14 protein-coding genes are annotated in these 15,605 nt (G+C 54.1%); 3 read left to right on the top strand and 11 right to left on the bottom strand.

Annotation, left to right across the window (positions count from 1 at the left end):
* The first annotated feature begins 59 nt into the window (after nt 1-59).
* Nucleotides 60-482, top strand: a complete 423-nt coding sequence (locus H8709_RS10255) for a hypothetical protein (protein ID WP_262398290.1) — start codon at nt 60-62, stop codon at nt 480-482.
* A 212-nt stretch (nt 483-694) separates the two neighbouring features.
* Here the strand turns inward: H8709_RS10255 and H8709_RS10260 are convergent, their stop codons facing one another.
* Nucleotides 695-5,776, bottom strand: a complete 5,082-nt coding sequence (locus H8709_RS10260; RefSeq protein ID WP_262398291.1) for a cadherin-like beta sandwich domain-containing protein — start codon at nt 5,774-5,776, stop codon at nt 695-697.
* A gap of 429 nt (nt 5,777-6,205) precedes the next feature.
* On the opposite strand from H8709_RS10260, the gene H8709_RS10265 reads away from it, so the two are divergent.
* Entirely contained in the window at nt 6,206-6,976 is a 771-nt protein-coding gene (locus tag H8709_RS10265) for a DeoR/GlpR family DNA-binding transcription regulator (protein ID WP_262398292.1), read from the top strand.
* A gap of 129 nt (nt 6,977-7,105) precedes the next feature.
* On the opposite strand, the gene H8709_RS10270 is transcribed toward H8709_RS10265, so the two are convergent.
* Entirely contained in the window at nt 7,106-8,722 is a 1,617-nt protein-coding gene (locus H8709_RS10270) for a recombinase family protein (RefSeq protein ID WP_002596236.1), read from the bottom strand.
* Between the two features lie 225 nt (nt 8,723-8,947).
* On the opposite strand from H8709_RS10270, the gene H8709_RS10275 reads away from it, so the two are divergent.
* Nucleotides 8,948-9,148: a hypothetical protein gene (locus tag H8709_RS10275; RefSeq protein ID WP_002596235.1), complete on the top strand. Its 201-nt coding sequence runs from the start codon at nt 8,948-8,950 to the stop codon at nt 9,146-9,148.
* A 64-nt stretch (nt 9,149-9,212) separates the two neighbouring features.
* On the opposite strand, the gene H8709_RS10280 is transcribed toward H8709_RS10275, so the two are convergent.
* The 9 genes from H8709_RS10280 to H8709_RS10320 all read right to left on the bottom strand — a co-directional run bounded on the left by H8709_RS10280 (nt 9,213) and on the right by H8709_RS10320 (nt 15,563).
* Nucleotides 9,213-9,407 carry a transposon-encoded TnpW family protein gene (locus tag H8709_RS10280; protein ID WP_002596234.1) on the bottom strand — a complete coding sequence of 65 codons (195 nt, stop codon included), beginning with the start codon at nt 9,405-9,407 and terminating at the stop codon, nt 9,213-9,215.
* Between the two features lie 14 nt (nt 9,408-9,421).
* Nucleotides 9,422-10,264: an ATP-binding protein gene (locus H8709_RS10285; RefSeq protein WP_002596233.1), complete on the bottom strand. Its 843-nt coding sequence runs from the start codon at nt 10,262-10,264 to the stop codon at nt 9,422-9,424.
* The gene (locus tag H8709_RS10290) at nt 10,261-11,112 is read right to left on the bottom strand and encodes a replication initiator protein A (protein WP_002596232.1); all 852 of its coding nucleotides are present in this window, start codon (nt 11,110-11,112) and stop codon (nt 10,261-10,263) included. The genes H8709_RS10285 and H8709_RS10290 overlap by 4 nt, the downstream gene beginning before the upstream one ends.
* Before the next feature lie 15 nt (nt 11,113-11,127).
* Entirely contained in the window at nt 11,128-11,514 is a 387-nt protein-coding gene (locus H8709_RS10295) for a cysteine-rich VLP domain-containing protein (protein ID WP_002596231.1), read from the bottom strand.
* Nucleotides 11,504-13,129 carry a relaxase/mobilization nuclease domain-containing protein gene (locus H8709_RS10300; RefSeq protein ID WP_002596230.1) on the bottom strand — a complete coding sequence of 542 codons (1,626 nt, stop codon included), beginning with the start codon at nt 13,127-13,129 and terminating at the stop codon, nt 11,504-11,506. Before H8709_RS10300 ends, H8709_RS10295 begins: the two co-directional genes overlap by 11 nt.
* Nucleotides 13,101-13,499, bottom strand: a complete 399-nt coding sequence (locus tag H8709_RS10305) for a plasmid mobilization protein (protein ID WP_002596229.1) — start codon at nt 13,497-13,499, stop codon at nt 13,101-13,103. Before H8709_RS10305 ends, H8709_RS10300 begins: the two co-directional genes overlap by 29 nt.
* A gap of 497 nt (nt 13,500-13,996) precedes the next feature.
* Nucleotides 13,997-14,209: a helix-turn-helix domain-containing protein gene (locus H8709_RS10310; RefSeq protein ID WP_002586615.1), complete on the bottom strand. Its 213-nt coding sequence runs from the start codon at nt 14,207-14,209 to the stop codon at nt 13,997-13,999.
* Nucleotides 14,202-14,624 (bottom strand): sigma-70 RNA polymerase sigma factor region 4 domain-containing protein, encoded by a 423-nt coding sequence (locus H8709_RS10315; protein WP_002586616.1) that lies wholly within the window; start codon nt 14,622-14,624, stop codon nt 14,202-14,204. The genes H8709_RS10310 and H8709_RS10315 overlap by 8 nt, the downstream gene beginning before the upstream one ends.
* A gap of 171 nt (nt 14,625-14,795) precedes the next feature.
* On the bottom strand, nt 14,796-15,563 hold the full coding sequence (locus H8709_RS10320; RefSeq protein ID WP_002586626.1) for a class I SAM-dependent methyltransferase: 768 nt from the start codon (nt 15,561-15,563) through the stop codon (nt 14,796-14,798).
* Nucleotides 15,564-15,605: the final 42 nt, after the last annotated feature.

Below are 15,605 nucleotides of genomic sequence, written 5' to 3' on the forward strand. Positions count from 1 at the left end.
GCATTTGCCGGCGAGGAAGAGTAGAATAAAAACAGTAATTATGGGGAAGGAGCAGTCAAATGAACCAAACAAAGAAATGGTGTGTCACTCTCCTGGCGGCGCTGTGCATCGGTTCCATGTTTTTGAGCTGGTTTGGCGGCGCGAGAGGCGTGCAGGAAATTTCAGGACTTCTCGTATTAAAAAATCCGGCGACGATTTTTGCCCTGGTTCTCCTCATCTTTGGCATATGGATGCCGCGAAACCCGCTTCGCTTTTTCATGACGGTGGCCGGCAGCGGCCTACTGCTGGTGATGGAGCTATTCTATTTCCTCACCTGGCATATCGAAACAATCAGCGGAGCATGGAGTATCGTCGAGAGCTTCGAGATGGCGTACCCTGAGTTTTATGTGGGATTCCTTTTGAGTGTGGCGCTGTTTGTCCTCAATTTGCTTTGGCAGAGAAAGGCGGGACAGCCAGCAGGAGAAAAGGCGCAGCCAGCGTAAAAGTTTTTTGCCGCGGCGGAATGTGTCCCGGCAATCAATAGCGATGAAAAAAGGACCGGCCCATGGGGCCGGTCCTTTTAATTTTGTCGCGTCAGTATTTCAGAGATACAGTCATTCGCGGGTTGGTAGCGGACGGCAATAATTCTACTGTCCCGCCGCAACCGAATGCGCTGAGGGGCGTGTGCTTTGCGCGCTGTGCTTTCTACGCGATATTATTTGCGCTTTTTGCGGGAGAAGACCACAACCCCTGCGGCGCCTGCGGTGAGCAGTGCCAGGGCGATGGGCAGCGCGGAAGTGTCGCCGGAGTTGGGGTTGACTTTGCCATCGTTCTTACCGGTGGAATCCGGCCATTTCCAATCGGAGCCGGAGCCGCCCGGGATGGAGGGCTTGCCGTCCGGTTTGGTGGTGGAGCCCGCTTCCTTGCGGGTGATGACGATGGTATAAACCGCTTCCTTGCCGATTGCATTTTTCACCTTCACGGTGACGGTATTCTCGCCCACGTTCAGGTTGATCGGGTCGGAATAAGCGCCGCTCTGGGCATCCTTGTCCTGAATGGTGGCGGTGAACTCGTCGGCAAAGAAGGCTTTGACCTTGACGGAGCTGACGGTGTTGTCCACGCTGGCGGTGTAGTTGAGGACACCGGAGGCGAAGGCCGGGGACAGAGTACCCTTGGAGAGCTCCAGTCCGGTGAGGGCCGGATCGTTGGGCTCGGGATCGGTGCCCTTTTCAGCGCGGATGACCGTTACGGTATAGGTATCGTTGGTATCCATAGCGCCGGTGAGGGAAATGGTGATTTTGTTTTCGCCGATATCCAGCGCGATGTTTTCGGAGGCCGCGCCACTTGCCACTTCCTTGCCGCCGATTACAGCTTTGACGCCGTCGGGCAGGGTGGGAGTGAGCTGGATGGAATCCACCGCGTTCTCCACATTGACGGTGTACTCCTTGACGTCCGGGCTAAAGACCGGGTTGAGAGAACCGGAAGAAACGCTCAGGTCGCTCATAGCGGCCGCGCTCTGATAATAGACATCCTGGAACGCGCCGGTGATGTCGCAGACGTTGAGACCGAACTTGCCGGAGAGGGAAGAGGCGTCGTTGACCTCGACAGCCAGCTCGCCGTTGATGTAAGCCTTGATGTTCTCGCCCTTGGCCTCGATTTTGACCTGGTAGGTGTGGTCGTCGGCGATGGGCAGGGTGTAGGCTTTGCCCAGGGTCACATCGGTGGAGGACCCGGTCTGGGGATTGCGGTTAAACTTGAGGATGCGGGCGTTATGGTTGCGCTCGCAGATGTCCAAAGAGTAATAGGTGGAATAGTCGTCGGTGGCCCTAAAGAGGAAGGCGCCGCCCACGTCGCTGTTCTTATAGGTAAAGGTGCCTTCGTAGACAAAGTCGGAGGCTTTGGTCTGGGAGAAGGTGGGGCCGTTGCCGCCGCTGGTTCCCTGATAGCCGTCGGCCGTGGTCTCCCAGCTGCCGCCCAGGACCACCCAGTCCTCCAGATTGGTTCTAAACTGCTTTTCAATGACGCTGACATTCATCGTGTCCGTCAATCCTCCAGCGTTGGCGGTAATCGCGTACTCGCCGGTCTGGAGCGCTTTGACCACGATGGATCTCTCGCCCTTGCTCACGATTTCCAGGTTGGACGGAATATCCCATGTAATTTCGCCCATATTTGCTCCTACCGGGGTGGGAACCGCGGTGATAGTGAATTGCTCGCCAACTTCCATGGCGTTCTTGGGAGTGGAAAGGGTGATGGCGGTGGCGTCGCCCACGGGCTTGCTGGCACCAAAGACGGTACCCAGCTCATAGATGTCCAGGGATTCGACGGTGGCGGTGCCGCCCTTGGCGTAAAATTCCATGCCCACGCTGTCGGGATCGGGGAAGATGAGGGCAGTGCCGCAAGCCTGTCCGCCCATGCCGAAGACTTCCAGAGAGGACCAGTCGAGGAACATGTGCAGATCAATCTTGCCGTCGACGGGCGCCACCTTGGTGGAATAGGCGCTGGCAAAGCGGTCGTTGGGGTTTTTGCCGGATTTGGAACGGTCGATGGTCAGATTCTGGGTGTTTACGTCATATTTGACCACCGTCTGCTGGCCGTTGCCGGTGCGCAGCTTAAAGCCCACTTCCGATGCGGTGCCAAGATCGATGACGGCGTCAAATTCACCTTTGTCCAGCTGGATGTCGCTGAGGATGTTGGGCGTCTCGGGGGAGACTTCCACATGGTTAAAGTTGTAGGACACATCGGTGCGCAGGGAATCCATCTCAGGAACGGCGTCCTGGACGATCCGCAGCTGGCTGTTGCCGATGTCGACGAGCTTGAGTTCATACGGGAGGGTCAGCGCGCCGTTCCAGGGGTCTGTGATATGGCCGGGATCGGATGCATATCCGATATTGGTCATCCACTGGACCATGATCCGGCGGTCGAGGTTATTGAAGGTGACGCCCGCGTAGATGTCGGGGGCGAAGCCAAAGCGATAACGCTCGTTGGTATCGGGGAAGAAGCCCCATCTGCCCTGATCGTCCTGCTTGAAATCGCCGATCATGTACCATTCACCGGCAGCGCTGTAAATCCATTTGTATTTACCGGGCTGGCCTTCGATGGGCATTTTGTAGAAGTCGGCGCATTCAGAGTAGATTTCGGGTGTGCCGGTCGGACGGTATTGCTCGTAACCGTTGCGATAACCGGTCTCAAACTTCCAGGTCTTAAGGTCCTTGGAGGAATAGAACCGGGCCGGGCCGCCGGCGATGATCATCATCCACTGGTTGCTCTCCTCATGCCAGAAGACCTTCGGGTCGCGGAAGTTGCCGTCGTTCAAAGGATCGTCGGCGGATTTGAGGAAGGGTTCGCCGTCCTGGTATTTGATCCAGGTGCGGCCGTTATCTTTGGAATAAGCCATGGACTGCTGCTGCCGCACACTCGGGTCCGTGCAGGTGTAGAAAGCAACCATGCCTTCTTCCTTGAGATTGCCGTTTTTGTCCCGGTTGCCGGTAAAGAAACCGGAGGTGTTGTTTTTATCCACCACACAGGAGCCGGACCAGATGTTGCCGTATTCGTCCGGGGAGAGGGCAACGGGAAGCTGTTCCCAGTGGACCAGGTCGGTGGAAACCACATGGGCCCAGTGTTTGACGTCGTGGGGGAACTTGGTGTCCGGGTTATACTGATAGAAAACGTGATATTCGCCGTCGTAGTAGACAAGGCCGTTGGGGTCGTTGAGCCAGTTGACCTCGGGAGTGATGTGGTACTGAGGACGGTAAGGCTCTTTGTAGTAATTTTCGGGGTTGATCTCCCTTTTGACAGTCAGGGTGGTGGTGATACCGCTCTTCCCGTCCTTTTCGGTGGAGATCTGCAGAGTGTTTTCGCCCTCCGCCAGAGAAACTTCCACCGCGCCGCTGACATTGTCGACGGAAAGGGTCTGCTCGCCGGTCTTCTTATTAAAGACAGCCATGGTCATGTTGACGCCGTCGGCGGCCGACGGGGTCACGGTGATTTTTTCGGTGGCATAGGGAACGGAGGCCGTGTAGGCATAAGTATTCGCGTCAAAAGTGGCGGGAATCATTTCCTTGACGCCGGTGACGGAAAGACCGCTCAGTTTTACAGTATTGGCGTCCACGGGGGTGTAGAGAACGTCCTGGAAGACGGAAGTGGAATTGCAGATGAGCAGTCCCAGCTTGCCGCTTGGGTAGGAGGTGTCCACACAGGTACCCGCCAGGGCCCCGTTGACATAGTAACTCATTTTACCGCCGATGGATTCGACCCGCAACGTGTACTCGCGCAGGCTGGGATCGGGCAGGGAGTAGTTGATAAGATCGATGGCGTTGCCGCCGACGAATTTAAAGATACGGGCATTCTTGCTGCTGCCCAGATCCACGTTGGCGATATAAGAGCCACCGCCGTTTCCCTTGGGGGCGTCTTTCGCGCCGAAGACCAGGGAAGCCGCGTCGCCGGATTTGACGTTGACCTTCGCCTCATAGATAAAGTCGGTGGCGGTGGTGTCGCTCATGGCGAAGCAGTCGCCGCTGCCCCGGCCTTTAAAGCCGTCGGCCACCTCAGTCCAGGTGCCGCCGATGCCGTGAAGGTTGGTCAGATTGGTGTTAAAGTTGCCGGATTCCGCGTCGGGGACCGGTTCACCGACGGTGAGCTTAATATTGGTAAACTTGACTTTGGCGTTCCAGGAGAGCAGGCCAATATAGCCGCCGGCCCAGTTGTCATCTTTGTACTGGATGACCTTTTCGCCGTCCAAATAGAAGCGGATTACTTTCTGGGAGTCCACCGTTACCTTGAGGTGGAATTTGTTGGAAGAAATTTGTTCCGCCGTCATGGGGATATGCTCATCGATGGCAAGAGGCTGGCCGGGCACCACTTTAAAGAGACGGGCCTCGCCGCCCCAGGGACTGCCGTTCCGGTTGGGGCAGATGCCGTACCAGGGGGCTGCCGTCGGATCTTCCCGGTTGGAGACGCCGAAGGTGAGCAACGGATTGGAACCATCCAGGATTTCCGCGTCCGCCTCGTAGGTGAAGGTCTCAGCCTGGACGCTGGAGGTGGCGTGGTTGTCGCCGCCGTCCCGTTTGGACAGGACGATGCCGCCGTCCTCTTCGGTGATGGTGCAGCCCGCGTTCTGGGCTTCTTTGCCCAGCAGATAGTCGCTCATCGAAATGTCCTTGTTATAGTCTTCAAACTCGATATTGTTGAAGACTACTTTGGCATTCCAGGAGAGCAGACCCACATAGCCGCCGTCCCAGGTGGGGTCTTGCACTTCCAACACCATTTCGTTGTCCAGATAGAACCGGATGGTCTTGGAAGCGTCGACGGTCACTTTATAATGGAAGGTCGTCTTGGCGCGCTGTTCGGGCGTGGTATCCGCTTTTTCGTTGATACCGCTGCCGTTGACGTCAAAGATGCGGATTTTGTATCCAAAATCACCGTCACGGTTGCGGTTGATGCAAACGCCGTACCATTTGCCGGCGCCCACATTGTCCCGGTTTTTGATACCGAAGGTCAAAAGGGCGTTGCCCTCGGGGTCGTCGGGGATGGTGACGTCGGCTTCCCAGCGAAACGCGATCGCTTGGGTATTGGAAACCGCGTGGTTGTCACCGTGGTCCGCCTTGGAAAGCTCGAAACCGCTGCCGGTGTCGGTGGGATTGCCCGTAAACTGGTCGATGGGAATATCGCTGACCGTTCCGGCCGCGAAAGCGGTAGTCACACCGGTGGTGGGAATCAGCCCGGTGATGACCAAAACAAAGACACAAAGAAGCGCAACCGCTTTTCTGCGCCATGTCTTTGGGTTAACATAGGTCGTCATGCTCAAAGTCCTCCAAATTCTTCTTTCTCTTCTCTTCTTTTTCCTTGTGATCCGTTGTCATTACGACTTCTTCTTCCTTAGAACGCCTCCCTCCAGAACAAAAATGCCTAAAAATTTTAATATACATCTCATATTATCATGAAAAACGAGGAGGGACAAGGCGTAATTCTCCACAAGTTTCCTGTAAAAAGTTTGGATTGATTGTCCTATTTGGTACGATTGGATAGGGGGACAGATCCGCCTTTGGCGGGTATGGCGGCGGGGTGGGTGCATTCGTCTTCCGATCAAAAAAAGGGCAAGAGTTACCGAAAAAGTGCCCTTTTTGAGAGGGAGAAAAGAAAAAATCAGGACATGGATTGACACTAAGGAAAGCCAATGTTAAAATAGGAAATAATATAAAATAAGGTTGGGAAAGGTTGGGAGGCTATCGTGTCGAATGCGTTAACTGCGGAGAGAAGGAACAAACTGGCCCAAATGCTGGTATTTGAGGGAAGCGTCCGGGTCGGGGAGCTGGCCGAAATGTTTGACGTTTCGACGGAGACGATACGCAAGGATCTGATTTATTTGGAAAATCAGGGCGTGGCCCGCAAGAGCCACGGCGGCGCCATCGCGGCCAGCGAGCTGCTGGAGCGGCCGCTCTCTGAAAAGTTCATGGAAAACATGGAGCTCAAATCCACGGTAGCTAAGGCTGCGCTGGAGATGATTGATGACAACAGCGTCATCATGCTCGATTCTGGCAGCACCACCTTTCAATTGGCCAAGCTTCTGACCATTAAAAAAGGTATCACCGTCATCACCAATTCCGCCAACCTGCCGCCGCTGCTCTCAGGGACCGACAATACCGTCCTCTCCTTAGGGGGCGAGATGCGTGGAACCAGCATGGCGCTGGTGGGGCTTTGGACTATGAACGCCTTAAGTTCGGTGCGGGTGGACCTGGCCATCTTGGGCTCGGATGGCTTTAGTCATCGCTGCGGCCCCTGTACCCCCTCTTACGCCGAGGCGGAGGTCAAAAAAGCCATGATGGAGCGCAGCAAACGCACCATCGTCATTTCGGACAGCAGTAAGTTCCAAAAAAGCGCCATTATGGAGTTTTGCGAATGGAAGGATATCGACTGCCTGATCACCGACGACGGCGCGCCGGAGGATCAATTGCAGGAAATCCGTGCCAATACACAGGTCAAGGTCGTACCGGTTAAATAGCGCCCGCAAGCCGTCTGATTGCGAACAGCCCTGAGAATTTGCTTATGTGTGATAAAGAAGCAATAGAAGTGCAAAAAATTTTGCCGTTCCTATCCGACACTTGGCCATTGTGTCGGATAGGTCGGGCGGTTATTCGGGCAAGTCAATCTTGCCGACAAAGCTGTAATAAATCTCAATGTCCTGCCTGCGGGTGCCGTTCTCATCATAGCTGCACTCATGCACCACAATTTTCTCGATCATTTCCCGCAAGAGAGTGGGGGTCAGTTCTTCAAAGGCAAGGTGCTTGCGGACAATGCCCATAAATTTCTCGGCGTTGACGGTAGCTGCCTGTGACTTGTCCAGTTCGGCTTGCAGGGCGGCGGCTCTCTTTTTCAGCTCCGCTTGCTCGGCTTCGTAGTCAGCCGACAGTTCCATGAAACGCTCATCGCTGATTTTGCCGTTTACATTGTCCTCATACAGCCGCTTGATAATGCGGCTGATTTCAGAAATGCGTTCCTGCGCCTGTTCAAGCTGCTTGATGGCTGCGGCGGTCTTTCGCTTGCCGCCGATCTCGTTCTGCTGGACAAGTAGTTTCACAAACCGGCTCTCATGCTTGGCTGCGTATTCGGTCACTTGCCGGAGATTTGCCAGGACACCAGCGGTCAACAGATCGGTGCGGATAAAGTGCGCCGTACAGTTGCGGGTGCGCTTCTTGTAGCTGCCGCAGATGTAGCAGTCCTGTTTGCGGTCTTTGTTCTGATACCGCTGCTGATACAGCACATGGCCGCAGTCGGCGCAGAACAAAATCCCGGAGAACAGCCCCACTTCATCGTAGCGGTTCGGGCGTTTGCGCTGTTTGCGTAACTCCTGCACCCGTTCCCATGTTTCCTTGTCGATGATCGGCTCATGGTGGTTCTCGAAAATGGCCTGCTTCTCGACGGGGTTCTCTATGCTGTGCTTGACCTTATAAGAAGGCTTTTCCGTTTTGAAGTTCACCAGACATCCGGTGTACTCTCGGTTTTCGAGGATATGAACGACGGTGTTGGTCGCCCATTTGCACTCATAGCCTGGGTGATAACGGCGGGTGCTGCCTGTCCGCTGATATTCCAGCGTCCCCGGCGTGGGGATTTGCTGCTCCGTCAGCATACGGGCAATCTTGGTCGGGCCGTTCCCGGCAAGGCAAAGCTGGTAAATCTGCTGCACCACCGGGGCGGCTTCCTCGTCTATAATAAAATTCTCGTCCTCGTCCATCACATAGCCGTAAACCGGCTTGCTGGTAACAGGCTTGCCGCTCATGCCTTTTGACTTTTTCACTGCCTTGATTTTCTTGCTCGTATCTCTCACCAGCCATTCATTGAACAGATTTCGCAGCGGGGTAAAATCGTTGTCCATGCCCTCGCTGGCACTGTCCACATTATCGTTGACAGCGATAAAACGCACACCCTTTTGAGGGAACAGCATTTCCGTGTAAAACCCTACCTGCAAGTAGTTTCGCCCTAACCGGCTCATGTCCTTGACGATGACCGTACCCACTTTCCCGGCTTCAATGTCCGCAAGCATGGCTTGAAATCCGGGCCGCTGGAAGTTCGCGCCGGAAAAACCGTCGTCGGTGTACCAGCGCAGATTGGTAAAGCCGTTCTGTTTTGCGTAGGTTTCGAGTATCCTTTTTTGGTTCGATATGGAATTACTCTCGCCTTGCAATTCATCCTCGTGGGACAATCTCGGATAAAGGGCGGTAATGAGGTTTTGGGTGGCTTGTCTTAACATAAAATCCTCCGTTTCCGACAGCCAGCCCCACTATTCCGTGGTTTCATTGTACCACGGAACGGCGGGGGCTGTACAGCGGCAAAAGCGTTAAATTTGCTTCTTTACAGCTTTTCAATTTTCCGATTTTTATGGTATGGGTTGTCGTCCCATATTTGCAGTAGAAAAGTTCATAACTCCGTGGTATACTCTGATTTAACAAAAAAATCAGAAGTTAAAGGAGAAAACATGAAGTATACAATAGATGAATTAACCGCGGCCAAAAGGCAAATTGATTCAACTCTGCACAAGCTAAGAGAAACAGTAAAAACATTTGAATCAAAGGATAATTCCGAGCGTTATAAATCACAAATCACATTGGCAAAGAGAAGAATAAAAGCCTTTGAAATTGCAAATTATTTTATAGAGAATGAGATTAAGAATTGCTAAAGCACTTCCGATTTTCGTTCCAGCGGTCATGCTCCCTGGCATGGCCGCTTTTCCATGCCCCGGTTCACGCCGGATAAGTCGGCTCCTGTGTAGCAGCGGCTTCCGCTTCCAGTACCCGCGCCATTTTGTCGGCGGCTGTGGTTGTGGTGTCTTTCTTGAAATAGCCGGACACGACAAGGACGGAATTGCCCATGCGGATTTCCGTCACACAGTCAGGGCGGCGGGTGGTGCGGGTGTCGTGCTGCTTGTTATCTGCCATAGGCAATACTCCTTTCAGTCGGTAATCAGTTTCTTCATGCTCTCCATTTTCCGCTTGGCGGTTTCCTGCCGGAAGTTGTCGCCGGTAAAGCGTACCGGGACGCACATGGAAAGCAGGCGGTCATAAATCCGGGAATGGGCGGTGTCCTCCGGGTTGTGCAGGTCGTCCAGCGTAAGGTTGGTCGTGACGATCAGCGGCTTGCCGCTGCGGTAACGGCTGTCAATCACATTGAACACCTGTTCCAGCCCGTATTCCGTCCCGCGTTCCATGCCGAAGTCGTCAAGGATCAGCAGCGGATAACGACAAAGGCGGGAAATGTACTCGTTGCGCCCCTCAAAGCTGGCGGCAAGGTCATTGAGGATAAGAGCAAAGTTCGTCATGCGGACGGGGATTTCTTTCTCCATGAGGGCGTTTGCGATACAGCCTGCAAGGTAGCTTTTGCCGGTGCCTACGCCGCCCCAGAACAGGCAGCCGATATTGTCTGTCCGCATATCTTCCCAATGCTCCACATACCGGCGGGCAAGCCCGGTCTGCGGGTTCCTGCCGTTGTCGTTCTCGAAAGTCCAGTCCCGCATGGTGGGGTCGGTAAAGCCCCGGCGTTTCAGTTCTTCCACGGTGTCAAGGTGTCTGCGCCGCTTTTCGGCGGCTTCCCGTTCCTCGCGGGCGGTTCTCTGGCAGTCGCACTCTGCCGGGTGGCGGTCGCGCCCGAAGATAGCGGCCTTATCCGGCGCAAAATAGGCTTCTTTCGGCTTGCGGCACTTGCCGCAGTACAGTAAACCGTCCTCGCCGGTGTAGTCCTCCGGCTCCGGGATGGTGGTCGTCATATTCTCCAAAACCGCGTTGATTTCATTCTTCATAAACTCTCGCCCTCCTTGCATGAGTAGTCTGGTATGCCCTTTTTAGGGGCTTCCTTTTTGTCGTTCCCCGCCCATATCCGCAGGGCGGCGGCATAGTTCTGGTAGCTTTTCCCGTTGGCGGCAAGGTAGCGGCTCATTTCCTCGATGAACCGTTCCAGCCTGTCAGGGTACTCTGCCTGCAACTCGTCGTATTCGGTCTGTGACAGAAAAATATTTCCATATCGGCCATAGGGCGCGGACGGCCCCCCACTCACTCCCTTTGTTTGGCTCTCTGTAAGGTTGTTTATAGTAGTTTGGTTAGGGGACGGTTTTCCGACCATCATAAGGTCGGTTTTCTGACCATCAGTAGGACGGTTTTCCGGCTCTATGAGGGGCGGACTTCCGGCCATCAGTTGGTCTGAAAACTGTACCTGTGGCACTGGCGGTACTTTGACATAAAGCCGGTTCGGTGCGGAGAAGCCGCCCCGTTCCCGTTCCAACAGCCCCGCCGTGTCCAGTTCATTAAGCGCCCCCTTGATGGTGGTGCTGCCTTTATCCAGTATTTCTGCTATCTCCGCGATGGGATAGATAATATAAATCCTGCCCTCGTCGTCCAGCCACTTGTTTTTCTGGGAGAGGGTGGAACGGTCTAACAGCAGCGAATACAGCAGCTTGGCGGTCTGTGAAATCTCCATTTTCAGCAGGAAACGGGGATACGGCAGATAGGCGGGCAGCCGCGTGTCTGCCCTGATATAATCAGCGATAGGATCACCTCCCTGTGTTCGGGTTGATTTTGGCGTATTGTCACGCATTAAAACGCCGTTTCCGGGGGAAAAGGATAAATGTATCGCGTACCCTTTGACACCCACGAAAAAAGCCTTGATTTATGCGGGTTTGAAAGGCTCTAAAGCGTGACATCTCTGCCTTTGTTTCCGCTTTCTCTCGGCGGCTTTGATTTTCTTCATGCGCCCGGCGCAGTCGGGGCAGTATTTTCCCCGGTTGGATTTGGGGACAAAGGCCGCCCCGCAGACGGCACACCGTTTCCGGCTTCCCCGGCACAAGAGGGCTGCGGCCAGCTCCCCGTCAAGGGGCAGGACAGCCACACGGAACCAGTGGCACATGAGGGAAAAGGAAATGCTCTGGACGCACACGCAAGGCTCCCCGTCGTCCAATAGCAGGCAGTTCCCCTCATCGTAGTTACAGCACTCATGTACCAGCCGCCGCGCCCGCCGGTGCTGGCGGTAGTCCATGTGGGGCAGGTTATCGCTCATGGCTCTGCTCCTTTCTGCGGTGCGGCTCGTCCCGGCGCAAAATCTGGTCGATGTTCCGCTTGACGGTCTGCAACTCCTTGAACCGCTGTTTCTGTTCGTGATAGGTGTTATACAGGCCGTCTTTCTCGGAGATAAGCTGCTCGATCTCGGCCTGCAACGCTTTCCGGGCGGGCAGCTTGGTAATGCCATGCGCCTTGAAATACCGGGCTGCTGCGTCGGCTATGATAAAATCGCTCTCATGGGCCTGCCGGTATGCGGCGCGGGCTTTCTCGGATTTCTGTGCCCGCAGCCCGTCGCGGGCGGCCTTGGTCTGGGCGTAGGCCAACACCTGCCGCTGCAACTTCTTTTTCCCTTGCAGCTTCGTTTCCAGTGCTTTCAGTTCGCCGCTGGTCTGGCGCATTTTCTGATAGGCGGTGTCAACGGCGGCTTCTAACTGCTCCGGGGAAGTAAAGCCGTATTGCTGGTAGACGGACAGCGTTTTGGCGGCCTGCTTCAGATTGTGTATCTTCGCCCAGCGTTCATAGCCCCGGCCTTTGCCCTCGGCCATTTTCTGCTCAATGTCCACAAGCCGCTGCACTCCGTCCTGTTTCGGGGCGGCTATCTCGGCTCTGGCAACCTGCAAGCGGTCTTTTATGGTGCGTGGGGGATCGGGGGATCTGGCTGGCGCTTCGGCTGCTCTGGCGGCGTTTTGCTCTAAAACGGCAAAGACAGCGGCGCGGTCAAAATCGTCGCCCAGCTTCCGGGCGGTAATTGGCTTTGTCCTGTCCGGCGTGAGGTAGGAAAGCCGCCCCCGGCTCTCCTTGACGGTCACACCCTCCTGCAGCAACAGAGAGGAAAACTCGTCAAAGCTGGCGGCGGTGGCAAGGGCTTTCCGTAGGGTCTGCCGCAGCTTCTCCTTGTTCGTTTCAAACTTGGTCTGCCGGGGCGTGATACTATCGGCAATCATGGGGGCGTTCTGCTTGTCCAGCGCGGCCTGTCCCTTTTTCTGCGCCCAATACTCCCGGTCGGTGACGCGGTTCTTGCTGCCGTTCAAGAGGTCGATTTGATAAAGCCCCTCCCGGTGGCACATCTCCATGACTTCGGATTTGAAGTAGCGCAGGGCAGCGTCGGTACATCGGTGCTTGCAGCCGACTTTCGTATCGGCCGGCCTGTCCATGTAGGGCAGGAACGGCACTTCCTCAATCCGCAGGCTGTTTATGACGATATGCACATGAATGTTGCCGCTGTGGTTATGCCCGTCCGGGTGGGTGCAGACAAGGGCCTGGTGGCCGGGAAAATGCTCTTTACAGAATTGTTCCCCCAACGCCTGCGCCCGGTCTACGGTCAGGCCGTTGTCCGGCCCGTCCCGCGGGTCAAAGCTGATGATGTAGTGGTGGCTTTTCACATCTTCCCGCCGCTGGTTTTTCTGATAGCGGAGATTGGCCCGCATACACGCAACGGCAAAATCCTCCCCGTCGCAGTTCAGCGTGGACAGCCGGTAGTCCTCGCGGGGGATAAGCCTGCCGGTTTCATCAAGGACGGGCTTCATGGTAAACTCGTCATGCTCAAAGAGAAGATATTGCTCGGCGGCTCCGTAGTCGGCGTTTTTAGAGTTGATATGCTTGAGTGTTGCCAACCGCGTCACCTACTTTCTTGAGGACTTCATACTTGAGGACGGCAAGGTCGGATATGGCGGCGCGTACCTCGCCGGAAAGGGTGTTGTAGGGTACGCCGTATTCGTTCAGATACCGGGCAATCTGATTGAGGTTGCCGCCGATCCTGCCGTACTCGGCTGTCAGCTTCCCGACAGCGGAAAGCAACTCGTCATTGACCGACGACACATGGACAACCGGGCGTATGGTCGCCCGCCGTATCGCCTGCCGGAGAAATTCGGACTGGCTGATACCATAGGGCGCAAGCCGCGCTGTGAAGTCGGCATACTCATCTTCGGACAGCCGGGTTTTCACAACGCGGCTGCGGTGGGGCGTGTTGTATTTCTTTCGCATGGTGTGACCTCCTTTCTCGCCCGTAAGGGCGCATGAGCAGGGTTTGGGGAAGGCACTCCCCAACAAGTTTCCCGCGAGGGGCAAAACTGCAGAATTGCGGATTTTGGCACCGTGGTAGAAACTTGCTCTCCGTGACTGCAAACTTTCTCTCACTTCCGTCCGCCACTTTTTTGGAAAACTGCAACCACAAAAGTTTGTTTCTCTTTTTCTGCTACTACTAATCCTGTAAAGGGCATTCCTGCCCGCTTTCGCTAAAATGACACCGGACGCAGTGGTTTCTACCCGGTGTTGGAGAAATCCTTTCTCTTTGCCCTCTACTACGGGTAAATGCTCCAAATGCCAAACACCAGGGCAGAAAAATTCCCTCCTCGCTTACTACTACAACCGGCAGGGGGCAAAATGGCCGGGAGCGGAGCCGGACAACAAAAAAAGCAGTAAATCTTTTTCAAGACTTACTGCTTTCGCTGGCCGCGTCGGTGGCGGCTGGTATTCAGTTTTTATGACTTGTCCGGTGGTTCGTCAAGCCGGAACTTGAATTGACAGTCAATTAACCGCTGCTTTACATAGTCCTCCACCTCGGCGTTGACCTGCCCGTTCACTTTTGAGAAATAGCGGATATATCCGGCGTAGTGGAGCAGGACAGCGTTCACGGCTTCTGGGTCGCCCTCACGGGCTTTGAGGATTGTTTCATAGGGGAGAAGTCTACTCATACCGGCTCACCCCCATTTCTTCGCGTAGCCGCTGCAAGGCAAGCTGGATATGCCGCCCCGCTGTGCTGCGTGACCGGCCAATACACGCGCCGATCACGCGCTGCGGCTGGCGCAGAAAGTAATAGCGCAGGATTTCTTCCCGCGTCTGCTCCGGCAAAACAGAGATCGCGTCGGCAAGGGCGGCGTTGCAGAGCAGGACGGTCTGACCGCAGACGGTAAATGGGTATTCCTCGTCCGGCTCCGACGCGGCAAACTGGACAAACTTCTCGTTCATCAGATAGTCAAGGGAAACTTGCCGTTCCCATTGCCGTTTAAGCTTCAAAATCTTGTCCAAGGCGGCACAGCGGATAACAGTCTTGCAAAAGGCGTTGTACCTGCGCTGGATATATTCTTGATAGGCTATCTGGTCGGTCATGGAAATTCCCCTTTCTGAATAATAGTGCGGGGCGGTGGCACTTCTTGCTGTCGCCCCTTGATTGCCTACCAGCAAAGGCGGGCGGGGCTGTCAACGGCTGCGCATATGCGCCGTTCATCTTGACCGTTGACTGGCTCGGCTGGGTTTGCTATTTACCCGACAAACTTGAATTTATTTTAAGCTATCACGTTTTACCTTCTTAAGCCTTACTATCATTACCATAGGAATTTCTTTGTTGGTTTTAAAACATTCTTCATAAAATCCATCAATGACAAATCCAGCTCTAAAACAAAGGTTAAAAATATCTTGTATGGAACGATGATAATAAATCTGCTCTTTCGGTTGCCCTTCAATCGCTATATCATAGTAACTGTGCGGTGTCATATATTTTTCAGTCAACGTGACAAAACAAGGGTGTTGCGTTGCAAAGACAAAAATTCCGCTTTCCTGCAACAGTTCATAAACAGCCATAAGAAGTGGTTCAATATCCGTAATATCCATAATTGCCATATTAGAAACTGCTTTCGTAAAGGCTCGATTTCTTTTTAATTCTAATATACTTTTTCTATCGGTCGCATCCGCCACACAAAATTCAATTTGTTTTGCATATTGTGATTGCCGTCTTTTAGCCAATTCTATCATTTTTTTGCTGTAATCAAAAGCGACAACCGAAGCGCCTCTTTGTGCAAGATACGAAGAATAATTTCCATTGCCACACGCAATATCCAAAATGTAATCCGCAGGATTAGGAGATAGAAGTTCCGTTACTTTGGGACGCACTACCTCTCTGTGAAATTCATTAGATTCGTCACCCATTGCATTATCCCAAAATTGTGCGTTCTCCTCCCAGATTTTTTTACTTTCCTCTGTTCCCATGTTCTCTCCCACTCCCCAAATTTGCTTTTTTGCTTCCATTAAATCTTCCTTACTATATTCCATTGTTACCCTCCATAACTTCTGATTGTTGCCGTCTTGACGATT

Source organism: Zongyangia hominis (assembly GCF_014385095.1).
Taxonomy (GTDB): domain Bacteria; phylum Bacillota; class Clostridia; order Oscillospirales; family Ruminococcaceae; genus Zongyangia; species Zongyangia hominis.

Excerpts from the sequence above, each read along its gene's own strand:
- H8709_RS10255 (WP_262398290.1), top strand. The coding sequence starts at position 60 with ATGAACCAAACAAAGAAATGGTGTGTCACTCTCCTGGCGGCGCTGTGC.
- H8709_RS10260 (WP_262398291.1), bottom strand. The coding sequence starts at position 5,776 with ATGACGACCTATGTTAACCCAAAGACATGGCGCAGAAAAGCGGTTGCG.
- H8709_RS10270 (WP_002596236.1), bottom strand. The coding sequence starts at position 8,722 with ATGTTAAGACAAGCCACCCAAAACCTCATTACCGCCCTTTATCCGAGA.
- H8709_RS10275 (WP_002596235.1), top strand. The coding sequence starts at position 8,948 with ATGAAGTATACAATAGATGAATTAACCGCGGCCAAAAGGCAAATTGAT.
- H8709_RS10280 (WP_002596234.1), bottom strand. The coding sequence starts at position 9,407 with ATGGCAGATAACAAGCAGCACGACACCCGCACCACCCGCCGCCCTGAC.
- H8709_RS10285 (WP_002596233.1), bottom strand. The coding sequence starts at position 10,264 with ATGAAGAATGAAATCAACGCGGTTTTGGAGAATATGACGACCACCATC.
- H8709_RS10295 (WP_002596231.1), bottom strand. The coding sequence starts at position 11,514 with ATGAGCGATAACCTGCCCCACATGGACTACCGCCAGCACCGGCGGGCG.
- H8709_RS10305 (WP_002596229.1), bottom strand. The coding sequence starts at position 13,499 with ATGCGAAAGAAATACAACACGCCCCACCGCAGCCGCGTTGTGAAAACC.
- H8709_RS10310 (WP_002586615.1), bottom strand. The coding sequence starts at position 14,209 with ATGAGTAGACTTCTCCCCTATGAAACAATCCTCAAAGCCCGTGAGGGC.
- H8709_RS10315 (WP_002586616.1), bottom strand. The coding sequence starts at position 14,624 with ATGACCGACCAGATAGCCTATCAAGAATATATCCAGCGCAGGTACAAC.
- H8709_RS10320 (WP_002586626.1), bottom strand. The coding sequence starts at position 15,563 with ATGGAATATAGTAAGGAAGATTTAATGGAAGCAAAAAAGCAAATTTGG.